Source organism: Paenibacillus sp. FSL R7-0312, assembly GCF_038004445.1.
Classification (GTDB): Bacteria; Bacillota; Bacilli; order Paenibacillales; family Paenibacillaceae; genus Paenibacillus_AQ.
In genome coordinates this window covers 5206819-5222679 of the sequence record NZ_JBBORE010000001.1, presented here as the reverse complement: position 1 = coordinate 5222679, position 15861 = coordinate 5206819, and the positions used below count along the sequence as shown (strand labels likewise).

Annotated in this window: 16 protein-coding genes; 13 read left to right on the top strand and 3 right to left on the bottom strand. The window is 50.3% G+C overall.

From position 1 onward, the window contains the following. Positions 1–9 precede the first annotated feature (9 nt). Together MKX70_RS22730 and MKX70_RS22725 are read left to right on the top strand one after the other, a co-directional pair. On the top strand, positions 10–840 hold the full coding sequence (locus tag MKX70_RS22730; protein WP_340840787.1) for an aldo/keto reductase: 831 nt from the start codon (positions 10–12) through the stop codon (positions 838–840). A 126-nt stretch (positions 841–966) separates the two neighbouring features. After that, a complete protein-coding gene (locus MKX70_RS22725; RefSeq protein ID WP_340840786.1) occupies positions 967–2436 on the top strand; it encodes a TPM domain-containing protein in 1470 nt (489 codons plus the stop codon). 131 nt (positions 2437–2567) lie between these two features. On the opposite strand, the gene MKX70_RS22720 is transcribed toward MKX70_RS22725, so the two are convergent. Beyond that, positions 2568–3419: an aldo/keto reductase gene (locus tag MKX70_RS22720; RefSeq protein ID WP_340840785.1), complete on the bottom strand. Its 852-nt coding sequence runs from the start codon at positions 3417–3419 to the stop codon at positions 2568–2570. A 170-nt stretch (positions 3420–3589) separates the two neighbouring features. On the opposite strand from MKX70_RS22720, the gene MKX70_RS22715 reads away from it, so the two are divergent. Beyond that, positions 3590–4039, top strand: coding sequence for a MerR family transcriptional regulator (locus MKX70_RS22715; protein WP_340786353.1), 450 nt, complete (start codon positions 3590–3592; stop codon positions 4037–4039). Between the two features lie 360 nt (positions 4040–4399). On the opposite strand, the gene MKX70_RS22710 is transcribed toward MKX70_RS22715, so the two are convergent. Beyond that, a complete protein-coding gene (locus MKX70_RS22710; protein WP_042236306.1) occupies positions 4400–4768 on the bottom strand; it encodes a VOC family protein in 369 nt (122 codons plus the stop codon). Positions 4769–4899: 131 nt separating this feature from the next. Continuing rightward, a complete protein-coding gene (locus MKX70_RS22705; protein WP_340840784.1) occupies positions 4900–5850 on the bottom strand; it encodes a helix-turn-helix transcriptional regulator in 951 nt (316 codons plus the stop codon). 252 nt (positions 5851–6102) lie between these two features. Here MKX70_RS22705 and MKX70_RS22700 point away from each other — a divergent pair, with 252 nt between their 5' ends. The 10 genes from MKX70_RS22700 to MKX70_RS22655 all read left to right on the top strand — a co-directional run bounded on the left by MKX70_RS22700 (position 6103) and on the right by MKX70_RS22655 (position 15783). Continuing rightward, positions 6103–7224 carry a phosphodiester glycosidase family protein gene (locus tag MKX70_RS22700; protein ID WP_340840783.1) on the top strand — a complete coding sequence of 374 codons (1122 nt, stop codon included), beginning with the start codon at positions 6103–6105 and terminating at the stop codon, positions 7222–7224. 118 nt (positions 7225–7342) lie between these two features. Beyond that, on the top strand, positions 7343–8275 hold the full coding sequence (locus tag MKX70_RS22695; RefSeq protein WP_039291538.1) for a LysR family transcriptional regulator: 933 nt from the start codon (positions 7343–7345) through the stop codon (positions 8273–8275). A 15-nt stretch (positions 8276–8290) separates the two neighbouring features. Continuing rightward, the gene (locus MKX70_RS22690) at positions 8291–9406 is read left to right on the top strand and encodes a 5-methyltetrahydropteroyltriglutamate--homocysteine S-methyltransferase (RefSeq protein ID WP_340840782.1); all 1116 of its coding nucleotides are present in this window, start codon (positions 8291–8293) and stop codon (positions 9404–9406) included. A 541-nt stretch (positions 9407–9947) separates the two neighbouring features. After that, positions 9948–11501 carry a lysine--tRNA ligase gene (lysS, locus tag MKX70_RS22685; protein WP_042236316.1) on the top strand — a complete coding sequence of 518 codons (1554 nt, stop codon included), beginning with the start codon at positions 9948–9950 and terminating at the stop codon, positions 11499–11501. 95 nt (positions 11502–11596) lie between these two features. Continuing rightward, positions 11597–12316: a YebC/PmpR family DNA-binding transcriptional regulator gene (locus MKX70_RS22680; RefSeq protein ID WP_042236318.1), complete on the top strand. Its 720-nt coding sequence runs from the start codon at positions 11597–11599 to the stop codon at positions 12314–12316. A 140-nt stretch (positions 12317–12456) separates the two neighbouring features. Continuing rightward, positions 12457–12636 (top strand): hypothetical protein, encoded by a 180-nt coding sequence (locus tag MKX70_RS22675; RefSeq protein ID WP_042236321.1) that lies wholly within the window; start codon positions 12457–12459, stop codon positions 12634–12636. A gap of 190 nt (positions 12637–12826) precedes the next feature. Then, positions 12827–13261, top strand: coding sequence for an NUDIX hydrolase (locus MKX70_RS22670; RefSeq protein ID WP_042236323.1), 435 nt, complete (start codon positions 12827–12829; stop codon positions 13259–13261). A gap of 122 nt (positions 13262–13383) precedes the next feature. Further along, positions 13384–14148, top strand: a complete 765-nt coding sequence (locus tag MKX70_RS22665) for a TSUP family transporter (RefSeq protein ID WP_042236324.1) — start codon at positions 13384–13386, stop codon at positions 14146–14148. Between the two features lie 23 nt (positions 14149–14171). After that, positions 14172–14618, top strand: coding sequence for a GNAT family N-acetyltransferase (locus MKX70_RS22660; protein ID WP_340840781.1), 447 nt, complete (start codon positions 14172–14174; stop codon positions 14616–14618). Further along, the gene (locus MKX70_RS22655; RefSeq protein ID WP_340840780.1) at positions 14611–15783 is read left to right on the top strand and encodes an alanyl-tRNA editing protein; all 1173 of its coding nucleotides are present in this window, start codon (positions 14611–14613) and stop codon (positions 15781–15783) included. Before MKX70_RS22660 ends, MKX70_RS22655 begins: the two co-directional genes overlap by 8 nt. The last annotated feature ends 78 nt before the right edge of the window (positions 15784–15861 follow it).

Genomic DNA, 15861 nt, shown 5'->3' with positions numbered 1-15861 from the left:
ACTCTGATAATGATGAACCTAAAGTCGGCAACGAAGTTAGCTAACGGTGTAGAAATGCCTTGGTTTGGTCTGGGAGTGTTCAAGGTCCAGGAAGGCCAAGAGGTTGTGGATTCTGTCAAAGCAGCAATTAAGGCCGGATACAGAAGCATTGATACAGCAACTGTGTATGGTAATGAAGAGGGAGTCGGTCAGGCGATCCGTGAATCCGGGATTGCCCGCGACGAGCTGTTCATCACCACCAAGGTATGGAATAACGATCAGGGGTACGATTCTACGCTGGCGGCATTTGACCTGAGTCTCAGCAAACTGGGATTGGATTATGTGGATCTGTATCTGGTGCACTGGCCGATTAGAGCCAAATATAAAGACACCTGGCGCGCACTTGAGAAGCTGTATGCAGACGGAAAAGTCCGTGCGATCGGTGTCTCGAACTTCCAGATAGATCATTTGGAAGATCTTTTAACTGAAGCCAAGGTGAAGCCGATGGTTAACCAGGTGGAACTGCATCCGCTGCTTAGCCAGCTTGAGCTTCGTGAGTTTTGCCGGGCGCAGGACATTCAGATTGAAGCATGGGCTCCGCTGGCCCAAGGCCATCTGCTGGACAATGAGGTGATTGCTGACATTGCGGCACGCCATAACAAAACGCTGCCTCAGGTCATCCTGCGCTGGGATCTGCAGAACGGCATTGTGACGATTCCAAAGTCGGTCAAAGAAGAGCGGATTATCGCGAATGCCGATATCTTTGATTTCGAACTGTCAGAGGATGAAATCAGCCGCATTAATGCGCTGAACAACAACCAGCGCTTTGGATCGCATCCGGACAGATTTAATAACGAGTAACCTCCGGGCAGTCTCTTTTGAATATGTACTAGATTCGGACATAAGTATAAGGGGAATGGAACTATATCCCATTGTGAGCTTAACCGATATAGTATAGTAGAGATATAAGTAGCCGGAGGGGTATTAATGTATGAGAAAACTTTAAAAAATGCGCTTATCACTATTCTGATGATCCTGCTTCTGCTGCCGCTGGCGCCAAGCCGGACGGAGGCAGCTGTTCCCGCCCATTCGGAGTCCTTTTATGTGAATGACTTCGCGGGCGTAATCGATCAGAAGACAGAGAATTATATGGTCAATTACGGCGTGAAGCTGCATCAGCAGACTGGTGCTCAAGTTGTGCTGGTGACGGTGAATACTACGAACGGAACATCGATGCAAGAGTATGCGACCTCGCTGTTCAATGCATGGGGAGTCGGTTCGGCAGATAAGAATAACGGAGTTCTGCTGCTGCTCTCCACCCAGGATGATGATTACTGGGCGGTTCCGGGCAAAGGTCTGGAGGATACGCTGAACGACAAGGTGTTATCCCGGATTCTATCGGAGTCACTGGAGCCGGATTTCGCGGCGAAGAACTATAGCGCTGGTGCGCGCAAAACCTATGGTTCATTAATTCAGGAGCTTGGCGGAATCTATTCGGAGACTGTCGGCACCAAAAACTATGTATCGGATAATGCCGGGGTCTTCAAACAAGTTACGAAGGATTATCTGAACCAGTCCAGCAACCGTTATGCGGCAACGACCGGAAGCGGGATCTATGTAGTGACAATCAAGAATTCCGGTGATAAAAGCCTGCAGGATTATACGTATGCGAAGTTCGCCGGCGTAGCCGCAGGGCCTAAAGATGTAATGCTGGTGCTGGATATCGGCGGAGATAATTATCATGTCCTTCAGGGTAAGGCAATCGATGGAATTTTGACCAATGAACGCATTGGCGGAATACTGGACACGGTACTTGAACCGGAATTTGCCGCAAAGGATTACGCAGGCGGGGCAACCGGGACGGCGAACGCTTTCTACAGCTTCTTCCTGGCCAGAGCAGATGCCAGCCTGGAGGCTGCGGCGGCGGGCTCCAAATCTACCGCTGCAGCAGGAACCCAATCACCCGTAAAATCGCATATTAACGACAAACCGAAACCCGTCAGCGCATCTACAGGATTAAAGATTATGGGAGTGTATCTGATAATCATTGCTATATTCAGTCTTGCTGCTTCCGGCCGCAACCGTTTAATTGCCCGTTTTGGATCACGGCTTAATCCGTTCAATCAGCAGAATATTAACCGTCTAGTTACCAGGTTCGGCTCAGGTTCTACTATGCGGCAGCGGCGGCACCGCCGGCATGAGCGGCATCGTAACGAAGCCTTGAATCACAGCAGTTCGCAGAGCAGCTTCTGGGGTAGCAATGAGGGAGGTGGCGGTTCATCAAGCGGTGGCGGAGTAGGACGCCATTCCTCTTACCAGGATGAAAATGAGGGGGATGGCGGTTCTACCAATGGGGGTGGAGCGGGGCGTTATTCTTCCTATGATGACGATGATGATAATAATGCCGGCGGAGGCGGCAGTGCAAGCAGCGGAGGCGGTGTAGGCAGACACCGGTGATAGGCTGGAGCTGTAGACTATGCAAATAAAGTATTGTAAAAAAGGACAGTGGCCGTGTGACCGCCCTGTCCCTTTTTTTCATTGATAAAGATAAAGATAAAGATGTGACGAGCTTACGGTTTGATCAAGGTTTACAGATCAACCCTCAAGGTGCCCAGCATCTTGACGAACTTCGGATCGTGGTAGGATAAGAAAAGACTGTCCCGCGTATCGAGGGCGGTAATTTGTCCGATATCATCCGCGCTCAACTCAAAATCGAAAATATTGAAGTTCTCCGCGATCCGCTCTTTTCTCACTGATTTTGGAATCACAACGATTCCACGCTGAACAAGCCAGCGCAGCACGACCTGGGCGACGGACTTGTTGTGTTGTTCTGCAATCGAGGCCAGGACTTCGTTGCCGAACATGTTGCCCAGTCCTTCAGCAAACGGCGCCCACGACTGGTGCTGCACGCCCTGATCTTTCATAAAAGCAGCGCTCTCGGCCTGCTGGTAGAACGGGTGCGTTTCGATCTGGTTGACAGCGGGTACGATTTCGTTATGCACAATGAGGTCCATCAGACGGTCGGGCAGGAAGTTGCTGACACCGATCGCCCTGATCTTGTTATCGCGGTACAATTCTTCCATAGCACGCCAAGCGCCGTAGTAATCCCCGAACGGCTGGTGAATAAGGTATAGATCGAGATAGTCGAGCTGCAGCTTATTCAAGGATTTGGCGAACGCCAGCTTGGCACTCTCATAGCCGGCATCCTGAACCCAAAGCTTGGTCGTGATGAATAGTTCCTCACGCTTCACGCCGCTACGCTTAATTGCGCGTCCAACCGCTTCCTCGTTGAGGTAACCGGCCGCTGTGTCAATGAGGCGGTATCCAGCCATTAGTGCTTCATATACGGCGTTCTCGCATTCTCCAGCATCCGGGATTTGGTAGACACCAAAACCGATGATCGGCATTTTCACACCATTGTTTAAGGTTACGTTTAGCATTATAATTCCTCCCAGTATTCAGATGTACAACAGCAAACGGTGCGTATCCCCAAGTAGGATACTGAAGCGGGGATTCCACACTTCCATCCGAGTTGCATTACAATAAGCCTATCGCCTTCGTGTAACACGAAGTCAAGCGGTCTTATCATTTTTTTCAAGGAGGATCACACATGCATACGGTCAAAGAAGCCGCCCTGATTACAGGACTCACTGAGCACGCTGTACGCTATTACACGGATAAAGGGCTGGTGCCCAGCGTACAGCGAAACCAGAATAATATCCGGCTGTTCGATGAAGAATCGATCAACTGGCTGCATGGCGTCAGATGTCTCAAGCAATCCGGGATGCCGATTGAAGTTATCAAAATATACATTGATCTCTGTCTCGAAGGTGATTCGACCCTTCCGCAACGCAGTGAACTCATGATGAAGCATAAAGAAGCAGCGCTCATTAAGCTTGAAGAAGCCAAACGGCATATAGCCCATCTGGAACAAAAAACTGCCCTATATCAGGACATTCTGGAGCATGGTATACCAGATACGACCAATCCCCGCAACTGGGCCGAAATTCAGCATATGCATGCTGACGTGTTGTACTCCCCCGCTGTCCGGAAGGCGTGAGATGCTCCGAACGAACAGATTTGCACAATATTGTTGTCTTTGAAGAAAATTCGAAATCGGAGGAGAAGCAAACATGAGAAAACTCGATTTGTCCGGTCATCTTGGGCAGTGGGAAATCAGCATTCCACGATGACGGTGAGAAAATCAGGCTCAAGCTGCTATCCAGCCGAACGCTCAAGTCGGGCATTATCGCGGCCCGCTATGAGTTGGAGAAATAGCCTTGCCGTACAAGGTGTTCCACTTAGCCTGACAATTCGCCGACATGAAAAAACTCCCCATACTGTAGACAGGTTGTATGATCTCACCTGTCTACCATATGGGGAGCCTATCCCTAGTTATTAAGCTGAATACTTTTGCGTATTAGCCTTTACTATGAAGAGTAACCTGATAACCGTCCGGGTCGGCAAATGTAAAGGTTCGTCCGAAGGGGCCGTCTATGGGTGCGGATGTAATCTTTACGCCTGCTGCAATAAGCTTGTCGTGGATTTCTTGCGTATCAGGGGCATGAAGCCATAGAGCGACACCAAGTCCAGGTTGAGTGCCTGTACCGAGTTCTATTCCAGGCATTAGATCACGAAGGGCAAATGCAATGGGCTTGGTATCAAAGACCACAGCATGAGGTGGGCCCGCCTGGGAGCGGACCAGTCCGAGATAGTTCTGATAGAATTCCGCAGAGCCTTCAAGATTGCTTACTTGTAGTGAAATGAAGTCGGGTCCAATTGCTGACATAATAATGTCCTCCTGTTTATGTTATTAGAATAATCATCTGACTCGCCATCGCCTCAAAATCAGCATTTGCAAATCTTCAATGCACTATTCGTATATCTTGATTATACAAGCCCCCTACTGCCAACAGCATGTCAGTAGCGTTCTTTCATTTTTTCGATTTCTTCTCTTATCCGGTTTTTGAAGGATTCAGGTTCAGTGACTACTACATCTGCCCCCCATCCAAGCATCCAGCTCAGCAATTCTTCCGGCTCGTGGACACGAAAAGTGACATGGTAACCGTCCTCTTTAGATTCGGCAGTCTCCATATAATAGTTATTGGCTTCTTCAACTCTATCTGTGATGTTTGGATTAAAAATTGCGCAGACCCGTACGCTACGGGTATCCTTCGGCCGGTAGGACTCAAGGTTGAAGTTATCGGGAGTCTGAAACGTATCCTCAGTCATGGTAAGGTCACTGATCCGGGAGACCCGGAAATGGCGAATATCCTCCCTTAGGTCACAGAAAGCAAGTAACAGCCAGCCATTCTGCTCATCATGTGCTAATCCGTATGGCGATACAATTCGCACATTTACCCGGTTCCCATCAGCTTCAGCCACCCGCTTGTGATAGGTTAAACGAAGTTTCTTGCCCTCCAGCATGGCTTCACGAATGATTCCCAAGTTTACTTTGTCCCGGGCCATTATGACCTTTTCATCCCTTTGAAGCAACCGGATGCTCCCTTGGATTCGGGTTGTCTCTTCACGCATGGGCCGGGAAAGAATGGCTTCTATTTTTCTGCGGGAAGAACGGGCACTATTGCGATAAGTCGGATCAAAACGTTTCTCTATGAATTCAGCTCCAAGAAGAAGTGATACTGCCTCTTCTGTGGTAAAACTGATGGGTGGAAGAAAATAGCCTTCCATTAAGGAGTATCCTAATCCAGTCTCACCGATGATGGGAACTCCCGCTTCACTCAGAGCCTGCATATCACGATAGATCGTTCTTACACTAACCCCTAAGACCGCTGCTAATTCATCAGCTGTCTGCAATTTACTTCGCTGTAGTTCCATCACAATCGATAAAAGACGCTCTGTTTTATTCAATTGAAGCTGCACTCCCTTGCTTAGAATTCAACCCTTGATCATATCTTTCGTGGTTTCAAAATAACGTATGATAGTTTCTACATTTCTATTTGCTGTATTCTGATTGATTCCTATCCTTGAGCAGAAAATAACAGATAATGGACAGAGAATTGACCAAACTGAAACTTTTAAACTTCTATATTGCTCTATTATGAGATATGTGAGTGTATAGAAGTATACAACAAAAGGCTTGTTTAGGGAGGATATCTAGAAGTGAATTCTTCATCATTACCGCAACGTTCCACTGTCCGCAAGAAGAAAAAACCGGCCCGTAAGCGCAAGAAAAGGGGCTTTTTCCGTACAGTCTTCAGAGTATTTATGTTCTGCCTCATCCTGATGATTATAGCCGGAGGCTGGCTCTACCTTGCACCGTCTGCCCAGAACACCCGATATCTGATCGCCGATACACTGATTACGACACAACACCGGTATATGGCCAAATATATAATTGGCGAAGATGAGCTTAAGAACCGCGTCAGCGAATATACAGAGCGGTTTCAGGAGATGGGCAATGAGGTAGACACCCATGTGATTGAACCGGAGCCCGTGGTCCCGGAGGATAAACCGCTGGTCGAAATTGAAAAGGTTACTGGCAGCGGGTATGCCGGTTATGTGATGATTGTGAATGATCCGAAGAAGGTCCGTCTGGGTGTACCCGATAAGGTTGGTTCAGGGGAAAAGGTATCCAGTATGGTGGCGCGGACAGGGGCAATCGCCGGGGTGAACGGCGGGGGCTTCGCCGATCCGAACTGGAAAGGCAATGGCTTCAAGCCGATCGGGCTGGTCGTCTCACAAGGGAAGCTGTACTATAACGGACTTGGCGGCAAGAAGTCTACACAGATTGTGGGTCTTGATAAAGAAGGCAAAATGATCGCCGGAAACTACACGTTAGATGAGCTGAGCAAGATGGGAGTACAGGAGGCGGTGACTTTTCAGCCGCGGATTATTGTGAACGGCAAAGGCCAGATCAAGAATGCCGCTGAAGGCTGGGGGATCGCCCCAAGAACGGCTATGGGCCAACGGGCGGACGGTGCGCTGATCTTCGTGGTCATCGACGGGCGGCAGCCGGGCTACAGCATCGGGGCGAATCTGTATGATGTGCAGCAGATTATGCTGAAGCAGGGTGCGGTAATCGCAGCCAATCTGGACGGGGGTTCATCCACTGTACTGGTGAAGGACAACGAGATTCTCAACAAGCCTTCTTCACAATACGGGGAGCGTTATCTGCCTACGGCATTCCTGGTGTTTGAAGATCCCGGACAGGCGGATATCAGGAACATCTGGGAAGGACTTGATCCGTCCAAAATCGATGCGGGCAAGAAGCGGACCCAATAACTTCAGCTTTTCACGCTGCATAATCCCTAGTAGATTGGGTGCGGTAAGGTGTGATAGGATAACTATTAAATTCTTATTTGTAGTATAGGTGAATTCCTTGATCAGAGGGGGAACAGGTTTGACATTGCAGCAGCTCCGCTACGCAATTGAGATTGCGAACAGCGGCTCTATGAACGAAGCGGCCAAAAGGCTATTTGTGTCACAGCCCAGCCTCTCGAATGCTATCAAGGAGCTGGAGAGCGAGCTTGGCATTACAATCTTCGAACGCAACAACCGGGGGATCAGCATCTCGGCGGAAGGCATGGAGTTTCTGGGCTATGCCCGGCAGATTATTGAACAAACGGAGTTTATGGAGAACCGCTATACCGGCAAGAAACGCAGTCCGATCTACTTTTCGGTATCCACGCAGCACTATGCTTTTGTTACGGACGCATTTGTGAAGCTGATGAAGGAGAGTAAGATAGCGGAATACAATTTCAGCCTGCGGGAGACGCAGACCTATGAGATTATTGAGGATGTGCGTACCCTGCGCAGCGATATTGGTATTCTGTATATCAATGAGAGTAACTATAAGGTAATGAACAAGCTGTTCAGCGACGGTAACCTGAAGTTTACACCGCTATTCAATACGAATCCGCATGTGTATGTGCGGGCAGGACATGTGCTGGCCGGCAAAGAGAGAATCACTATTGATGATATTCTTGCGTTTCCTTATATTACTTTTGAGCAGGGGGATAACAACTCACTGCACTTCTCGGAGGAAATGCTTAGCTTCACGCAGATTGAGAAGAATATTAAAGTTACCGACCGCGCCACACTGACTCATCTGCTGCTCGGAAGTGATTCGTATACGGTAGGCACAGGGATAATGGCCTCTGAGCTGAATGATGCGGGACTGGTCACTATTCCTTTTGACAGCAAAGAGGTGTTCTCTGTCGGCTGGATTGCCCACAAGGACCGTAAACCGAGCGAGATTATGTCGGGGTATATTAACATTCTGAATGATCTGGTGTCGGATAATTATTTCGAGCTTGAGTCATTCTTACTTTAACAGCAGGAGGGACGTATGAGTAGTCCAGTTATCGGATCGACAAGAAATGCACCGCCCTTTCGCTATGACATTGTCGGAAGCTTCCTGCGGCCAGAGGCGCTCAAAGCAGCGCGCAGCCTGTATGCCCAAGGTACCATGACTGCCGGGGAACTGCGTGAGGTTGAGAACATAGAGATTGCCAAGCTGCTCCAGCAGCAGAAATCCCTGGGGTTGCATGCCGTAACCGATGGCGAGTTCCGCCGCTCCTGGTGGCATCTTGATTTCTTCTTCGGGGTCCAGGGGACGCAGAAGATCACGCTCGGGCCGGCCGGCAGCTCCAAGGAACCGGTGAACCGGGCAGAGAGCTTCAAGATTACCGGGAAAATCGCATTCGGCGACCATCCTATGGTGGCAGACTTCAGCAGTCTGCAGCAGATGGCCGGAGTCACGCTTGCCAAAATGACCATTCCTTCACCGGCGCTGTTTCATTTCGTGCAGGATTATAACGGAAACGAGGTCTACTCGGATTCCGCAACGCTGTATGGAGATATCATCCAGGTGTACCGGGATGCGATACAGGCCTTCTACGATGCTGGCTGCCGGTATCTGCAGCTCGATGATACCACGTGGGGCACACTTTGCAGCGGCAAACACCGGGCGCATCTGCGCAGCAGAGGCGTCGATCCCGACCAGCTGGCGAAGGACTATGTCCGGCTGATTAATGAGAGCATCGCTGCCCGCCCTGCGGATATGACGATTGCGCTGCATGTGTGCAGAGGTAATCTCCGCTCGACCTGGTTTGCTGCCGGGGGCTACGGGCCGGTTGCCGAAGAGCTGTTCGCTGGCGCCGAAGTGGATGCGTTCTTCCTGGAGTATGACAATGAACGTTCCGGTGATTTCGAACCGCTGCGCTTTATTCGTAACCAATTTGTAGTGCTGGGGCTGGTGACCACGAAGCATGGCGGCCTGGAGAGCAAAGAGCAGCTCAAAGCCCGGATCGCAGAAGCGTCACAATATGTGGATATTAATCAGCTCTGTCTCAGCACCCAATGCGGCTTCGCCTCCTCCGAGGAAGGGAATATCCTGACCGAAGAAGAGCAGTGGGACAAGCTGCGGCTGGTGATTGAGACGGCGGATGAGGTTTGGGAGTAGAAGGTATATGCTGCATAGAGGGCGGGTTTGCCCGAAGGGGTGACCTGCTCTCTTTTTTGCAAAAGAAATGGGGGAATCTCCCAAGGAGGGACTGTTCCCGGTTAATGCTTTGTTATTGACAGAACCCTCCCTCCCGAAGTACACTTGCAAATAATTACTTACATACACACAAGCGATGAAGAGAAGAGTAGGCAGGCGGCAGCGTTCACAGAGAGCTCCAGAGTGGTGAAAGGGGGCAGCGAAGCGTCTGATCTGAAAAAAGTCTCTGAGCTGCATACGGAATTGGGCACAGCCCCAAGGATGCTATGCCGGGATCTCCCGTTACAGAGATAGGGTATAAGCGTAAAGGCCGTACCCGAAGAGGCGGAAGATTAGCAATAGGTCCGCGAACAGAGGTGGTACCACGAAGCTTATTCAAGCTCTCGTCCTCAAGATAACAATCTTGAGGGCGGGAGCTTTTTTGTGTTCCCGGGCGGCCGGGCGTCGTGCCAAATCTAACAGGCTCCACATGAGCTCCATACTAACAGTAGAGGTGATTGTCATGCATTGGGCAGAGAGAATAGCAAGCCAGTTAATCGTGAACCATCCGGAGCGGCAGACTTTTGTATGTGCATCGGGGATCAGTCCGTCCGGATCGGTCCATATCGGAAATTTCCGCGAGATTGTGACCACTTCGTTTGTAGCCAAAGCGCTGCGGCGGGCGGGGAAGGAGGTACGGTTCATTTTCTCGTGGGATGACTTTGACCGGTTCCGGAAGGTGCCGAAGCTTGTGGACCCTTCGTTCGGACAATATATAGGGCTGCCGTATTCGCAGGTTCCCTGTCCCTATGGCTGCCATACTTCGTACGCGGCACATTTCGAGGCGGAGTTTGAGCAGGCACTGCAAGCGTTTGAGATCGAGCCTGAATTCATCTACCAGAGCCGGGAATACCAGTCACACCGCTATAATCCGGCTATCCTGCATGCCCTGCGCCACCGGGAAGAGATCTACGATATTCTGATGTCGTTCAAAACAGGGGAGAGCTCTGCGGAAGACCGGGCAGCTTTTTATCCGGTAAGTGTATACTGCAGACGATGCGGAAAAGATGCGACAACGATTCACAGCTTCGACGACAGCGCAGAGACCGTGGTGTATAGCTGTAAGTGCGGTCATGCCGATACCATTCGTGTTCCTGAGGCTGACAACCTGAAGCTGCACTGGAAAATCGACTGGCCGATGCGCTGGAACATGGAGCAGGTGGTATTTGAGCCTGGAGGGCGTGATCATTCGTCTGAAACCGGAAGCTATAATGTGGCCGCAGTAATCTCGGAGCGGATCTTCGGCAACCCTCCGCCTATGTATGAGCCCTATGAATTTATCAGCATTAAAGGCAGTTACTCCAAAATGTCCAGCTCTTCCGGGCATAATTACACACCCGATGATCTGCTGAACATATATGCCCCGGAGAATATCCTGTTCCTGTTCGCCAAATACCAGCCGAATGCTGCTTTTCATATTGGACTGGATGAGGATGTGCTGCGCAATTATGCGGAGTTCGAGCGGTATGCTGCTGGAGTTCATACCGGAGCATTAACTGGTGATCTTGCGGATGCGCTGGAATTATCGCTGCTAAGCGGCTCTACCGGAACGTCCCCGAGCTTCAATCAGGTGTCCAGTCTGCTGCCATTAATCAACTTCGATCGGGAACTGCTCCGGGATATTCTCACCAAGAATGGGGAGAAGGCAGATGAGCATCAGCTGCTGCTGACGGCGGACCGGGCGGAGCACTGGATCAGAAACTGGATGCCGCACAAGCTGATTACGGTCAATTCTTCGCCGAACTTAGCCTATTATCATTCACTGGACGCGGCAGAACTGAAATGGCTGCGCACCCTCTGCGGCCTGCTAAGAAACTGTGAGCTGGACGAAACGCAGAGAATGACTCAAATCTACGCGATCTGTCATCATGAAGACAAAAAAACAATGCGGACTCAGCAAAAAAGGCTGTTCACCATCATCTATCAGCTGGTTCTGAGTGCGGATGAAGGCCCGCGTCTGCCAATGCTTATTCAGGCTGCGGGGACGGACCGGATGCTGGCTTTACTGGATTTATGAATGAGCGCCGGACGGCCCTTTACGGGATATATCGAACAGAGGTATAATATACAGGACTGTTTTTAATCAAATGTTGGAAAGCGAGCGGTAACGATATGGGTCGTAAGTGGAATAATATTAAGGAAAAGAAAGCATCCAAGGATGCCAATACAAGTAAAGTCTACGCCAAGTTCGGTGTAGAAATCTATGTTGTCGCTAAGAAGGGCGAACCTGATCCGGAATCCAACCGGGCACTAAAGGTTGTTCTGGAACGGGCCAAAACCTATAATGTGCCGAAGGCGATTATCGACCGTGCACTCGAAAAAGCAAAAGGCAGCGGCGACGAAAATTACGTGGAGCTCCGTTATGAAGGCTTCGGTCCAAGCGGTTCGATGATCGTGGTCGATGCGCTGACGAATAACGTCAACCGTACAGCTCCGCTGGTACGCTCCACCTTCAGTAAGAACGGCGGGAATATGGGTGTCAGCGGTTCGGTAACGTATATGTTCGATCCGACAGCTGTAATCGGTGTAGAAGGCAAATCGGCGGATGAAGTGATGGAGCTGCTGATTGAAGCAGACCTGGATGTCCGTGATGTGCTGGAAGAGGATGAAGCAGTGATTGTATATGCCGAACCCGACCAGTTCCACGCTGTACAGGAAGCTTTCCGCGGCGCAGGCATTACGGAATTTACCGTAGCCGAGCTGACTCTGCTTCCACAGAATTATGTGGCCCTGCCTGAAGATGCACAGGCGCAGTTCGAGAAGCTGATTGACGCTCTTGAAGAACTGGACGATGTGCAGCAGGTCTACCATAACGTGGATTCGGAAGAATAGAATAAGCTGCTTTGCTAAGCGGACAAGCCCATTCTCAGGCTTGTCCGCTTTTTTACTTCTGCCATGCTGTGTATATTCTGTACCGATCTTTGCCAAAATAAACCGAACCGAGTAGCACACTACTTAGAGGAGGCAATACAGTGGAAGAATATACAGCACCGGATAAGAACCTGGTTAATACCGTCAAGGAGCTTGATCAGGACCCGGTCACCAGCCAGGAAGCGCAGCAGATGGAACAGAAGAAGAGTGACATCCGCAAGGAATCCCTGAGGGATGACAAAACGACCTATAAGAAAAATGAGCAGAATACGTATAAATGATTTGTTCCTGTTAATGTAGCAGGGGCCAAGCGGGCGGTGAGGGCAACCTTACCGCTTTTTGGCATTCAATGAAGAAGACAGTACTCTTTCCGTCTGACAAAGTACAGCCTAGTATGCTATAGTCGATTGTAAAAAGGCAAACTAATGTTCTCTTTATTTGGTTAGCTGATCATACAGGAGGGATTAACAAATGGAACCTTTCCGGTTGTTGAGTGTAGTCCATGTATTTCTGATCAAAGATGGGCAAATATTGCTGCTGAGGCGCTTGAACACAGGACATCATGACGGGGATTACGGTCTGCCTGCGGGCAAGCTGGATGGAGGTGAGGAGTTGTTCTCCGCCGCCATCCGTGAAGTCCGGGAAGAATGCGGTGCTGTCATCGCGCCATCAGACCTTGAAATGCTCGGAGCGATGCATATCCGGACTCCCGGAAATGAACGGATTGATTTCTTCTTCAAAGCGGAGCATTGGAGCGGTGAGATTTGCAACACCGAGCCGGATAAATGCGATGATCTGCGCTGGTTCCCGCTGGATGATCTTCCGGAGAATGTAATCCCTTTTGTGCAGGAGGCCTGGAGCAAGTTCAGGGATGGTGTCTGGTTTGCTTCACATGGCTGGGCGTGACAGGAGTAACCGGAGCCGTACGCATTTTCACAAATCTATGGTGCATCCTGCGAAAATTGTGTATGCTGAATGAAGTTTACTGAAAACAAATGTAAAGTACATAGCAGGAGGATTTTCGCAGGATGGAAGATTGGACGATTGGCATGGTCGCAGTATTGGTGCTTTGCGGTTTTTTGGCCGGATTAATTGACTCTGTGGTAGGCGGGGGAGGACTGATTGCAATTCCTGCACTGCTGTCCGTAGGGATTCCTCTCCCTCTGCTGCTGGGCAGCAGCAAATTGGCCGGGTCAATGTGCTCCCTGACCAGTACGGCTTCTTTCGTGCGGTCCGGCAAAATCAATTTCAAGCTGGTCCGGACACTGATTCCGTTGTCCATTATAGGTGCGGTAGCCGGTACACTTACCGTCCGTCAGGTACCTTCAGAGTTTCTGAAGCCGCTGGTCATTGTCATGCTGGTAGTGATAACGGTCTATACGTTGTTCAAAAAAGCCTGGGGAGATGTATCCACCTTCTCCGGCAGCAATGGCAGAACACGGCTGATCGGGATTATCGCGGCACTGGTCATAGGCTTCTACGATGGCTTCTTCGGACCGGGAACCGGATCTTTTCTGATCTTTGCTTTTCTGATGATGGGCTTCGAATTTGTTACGGCCGCAGGCAATGCCAAAATGCTGAATTTCGCCAGCAACATCACGAGTCTGCTTACGTTTATAGCCCTCGGCTCTGTCAGCTATACCCATGGGCTGATTCTGGGCATTCCGATGGTGATCGGAGCTATTGTGGGCTCCAGAATTGCCATCCGCAAAGGCGCGGCGTATATCCGCCCGCTATTCATAACAGTCACTGTCATATTGATCGGCAAGCAGATATGGGATACGATGCATTAAGTACATATATTGGAGTGGATGAGATGGAGATCAGGATCATACAGAAGGAAGAAGCATGGAAACTGAGGCATGAAGTGATGTGGCCCGAGAGAGAGCCGGATTACATCAAACTTACGGATGATGAGCTTGGCGTACATTACGGGCTGTATCTGGGTGAGCAACTGGTGTCGGTGTTATCTCTGTTTATTAATGGTACAGAAGCACAGTTCCGCAAGTTTGCTACGCTGGAGCTGGAGCAGGGTCTGGGCTACGGCAGCAGACTGCTGCAGACGGTGCTGAAAGAGGCAGAGCAGGCAGGGGTACAAAGGATCTATTGCAACGCACGAACCTACAAAGCAGGCTTCTACAAGAAATTTGGCATGCAGGCAACAGATGAGGTTTTCAGCAAGGGCGGCAAGGACTATGTCGTAATGGAAAGGTTCTTCACGCCCGCTGAAGACGGTAACGGAAAGGAGTCTACGCATGACTAAGAAGCTGTATTATGATTCAGCCTACTTGAATGAATGGAGTACAACCATAAGTGGTACAGTTGAACGTGAAGACGGGATCTATGTGACACTTGCAGAGACAGCCTTCTATCCCCATGGCGGCGGACAGCCTTGTGATACAGGGTACATAGGTGAGTTTCCGGTGCTGGATGTAGTGCTGGAAGATAATGAGGTGCTGCATAAGGTAGCGCAGCTTCCTGATCGGGCTGAAGTCAATTGCAGGCTCGACTGGAGCCGGAGATTTGACCACATGCAGCAGCACAGCGGCCAGCATTTGTTGTCGGCTGTCTTCCGTGATCTGTACCAGGCGTTGACACTAAGCTTCCACCTAGGCAGTGACTATGCCACGATTGACATCGGAGTGCCGGAGCTGTCTGCTGCACAGATGGCGGAGGCCGAACAAGAGGTCAACCGCCAGATATACCTGAACCGCAGTATAACCAGCTACTTCGTCACTTCAGAAGAAATGGCCAGGCTACCGCTGGTGAAGCTGCCTAAGGTGACAGAGGACATCCGGATTGTGGAGATTGAAGGTGTCGAACATAACGCCTGCGGGGGGACACATGTAGCTTCAACAGGAGCCGTGGGCATGATCAAGCTGCTGCGTTCCGAGAAGCAGAAGGGCAACACCCGGATTACCTTCAAATGCGGAAGCCGGGCACTGGATGAATTCAATGACAATGTACGTATTCTGGGGAAGCTGTCAGCCAAGTTCAATACCGGTAAGGACGAAATTATCGACCGGATTGAGAAATGGGAGCATGAGCAGAAGCTGGTGCAGACTGAACTGGCTTCGCTTAAGGAACAGAATGATATTTATCTGGCCCGGGAGCTATTATCCGCACTGGAACCCGGCAGCGGACTGATTACACATATTTCTGATACCCGACCGCTTAAGGATTTGCAGAGTCTGGCGGCGAAGCTTACAGCGTTAACGGACCTGCCTGTTCTGCTGCTGAGCGCGGCGGAGAATAAAGCGGTGCTCGCCCACAGCGGTGCTGCGGATCTGTCCTGCGGAGCCTTCTTCAAAGCCCATCTTGGCGAATATCAGGGCAAAGGCGGAGGCAGCGACAAGCTGGCCCAGGCCGGCTTCCCGGTATGGGAATCAGCCGTGGCCTTTTATGATTTTGCCCAAAAACAATTCTAGTTTCAAGTGAAAAGGCCGCGGATCGCGGCCTTTTGTGTAATGTGACAACGGTTATGCGGATTTAGTGTTATAATCACC

Excerpts from the sequence above, each read along its gene's own strand:
- lysS (WP_042236316.1), top strand. The coding sequence starts at position 9,948 with ATGCATTGGGCAGAGAGAATAGCAAGCCAGTTAATCGTGAACCATCCG.
- MKX70_RS22665 (WP_042236324.1), top strand. The coding sequence starts at position 13,384 with ATGGAAGATTGGACGATTGGCATGGTCGCAGTATTGGTGCTTTGCGGT.
- MKX70_RS22715 (WP_340786353.1), top strand. The coding sequence starts at position 3,590 with ATGCATACGGTCAAAGAAGCCGCCCTGATTACAGGACTCACTGAGCAC.
- MKX70_RS22725 (WP_340840786.1), top strand. The coding sequence starts at position 967 with ATGTATGAGAAAACTTTAAAAAATGCGCTTATCACTATTCTGATGATC.
- MKX70_RS22690 (WP_340840782.1), top strand. The coding sequence starts at position 8,291 with ATGAGTAGTCCAGTTATCGGATCGACAAGAAATGCACCGCCCTTTCGC.
- MKX70_RS22730 (WP_340840787.1), top strand. The coding sequence starts at position 10 with ATGATGAACCTAAAGTCGGCAACGAAGTTAGCTAACGGTGTAGAAATG.
- MKX70_RS22660 (WP_340840781.1), top strand. The coding sequence starts at position 14,172 with ATGGAGATCAGGATCATACAGAAGGAAGAAGCATGGAAACTGAGGCAT.
- MKX70_RS22670 (WP_042236323.1), top strand. The coding sequence starts at position 12,827 with ATGGAACCTTTCCGGTTGTTGAGTGTAGTCCATGTATTTCTGATCAAA.
- MKX70_RS22655 (WP_340840780.1), top strand. The coding sequence starts at position 14,611 with ATGACTAAGAAGCTGTATTATGATTCAGCCTACTTGAATGAATGGAGT.
- MKX70_RS22710 (WP_042236306.1), bottom strand. The coding sequence starts at position 4,768 with ATGTCAGCAATTGGACCCGACTTCATTTCACTACAAGTAAGCAATCTT.
- MKX70_RS22680 (WP_042236318.1), top strand. The coding sequence starts at position 11,597 with ATGGGTCGTAAGTGGAATAATATTAAGGAAAAGAAAGCATCCAAGGAT.
- MKX70_RS22720 (WP_340840785.1), bottom strand. The coding sequence starts at position 3,419 with ATGCTAAACGTAACCTTAAACAATGGTGTGAAAATGCCGATCATCGGT.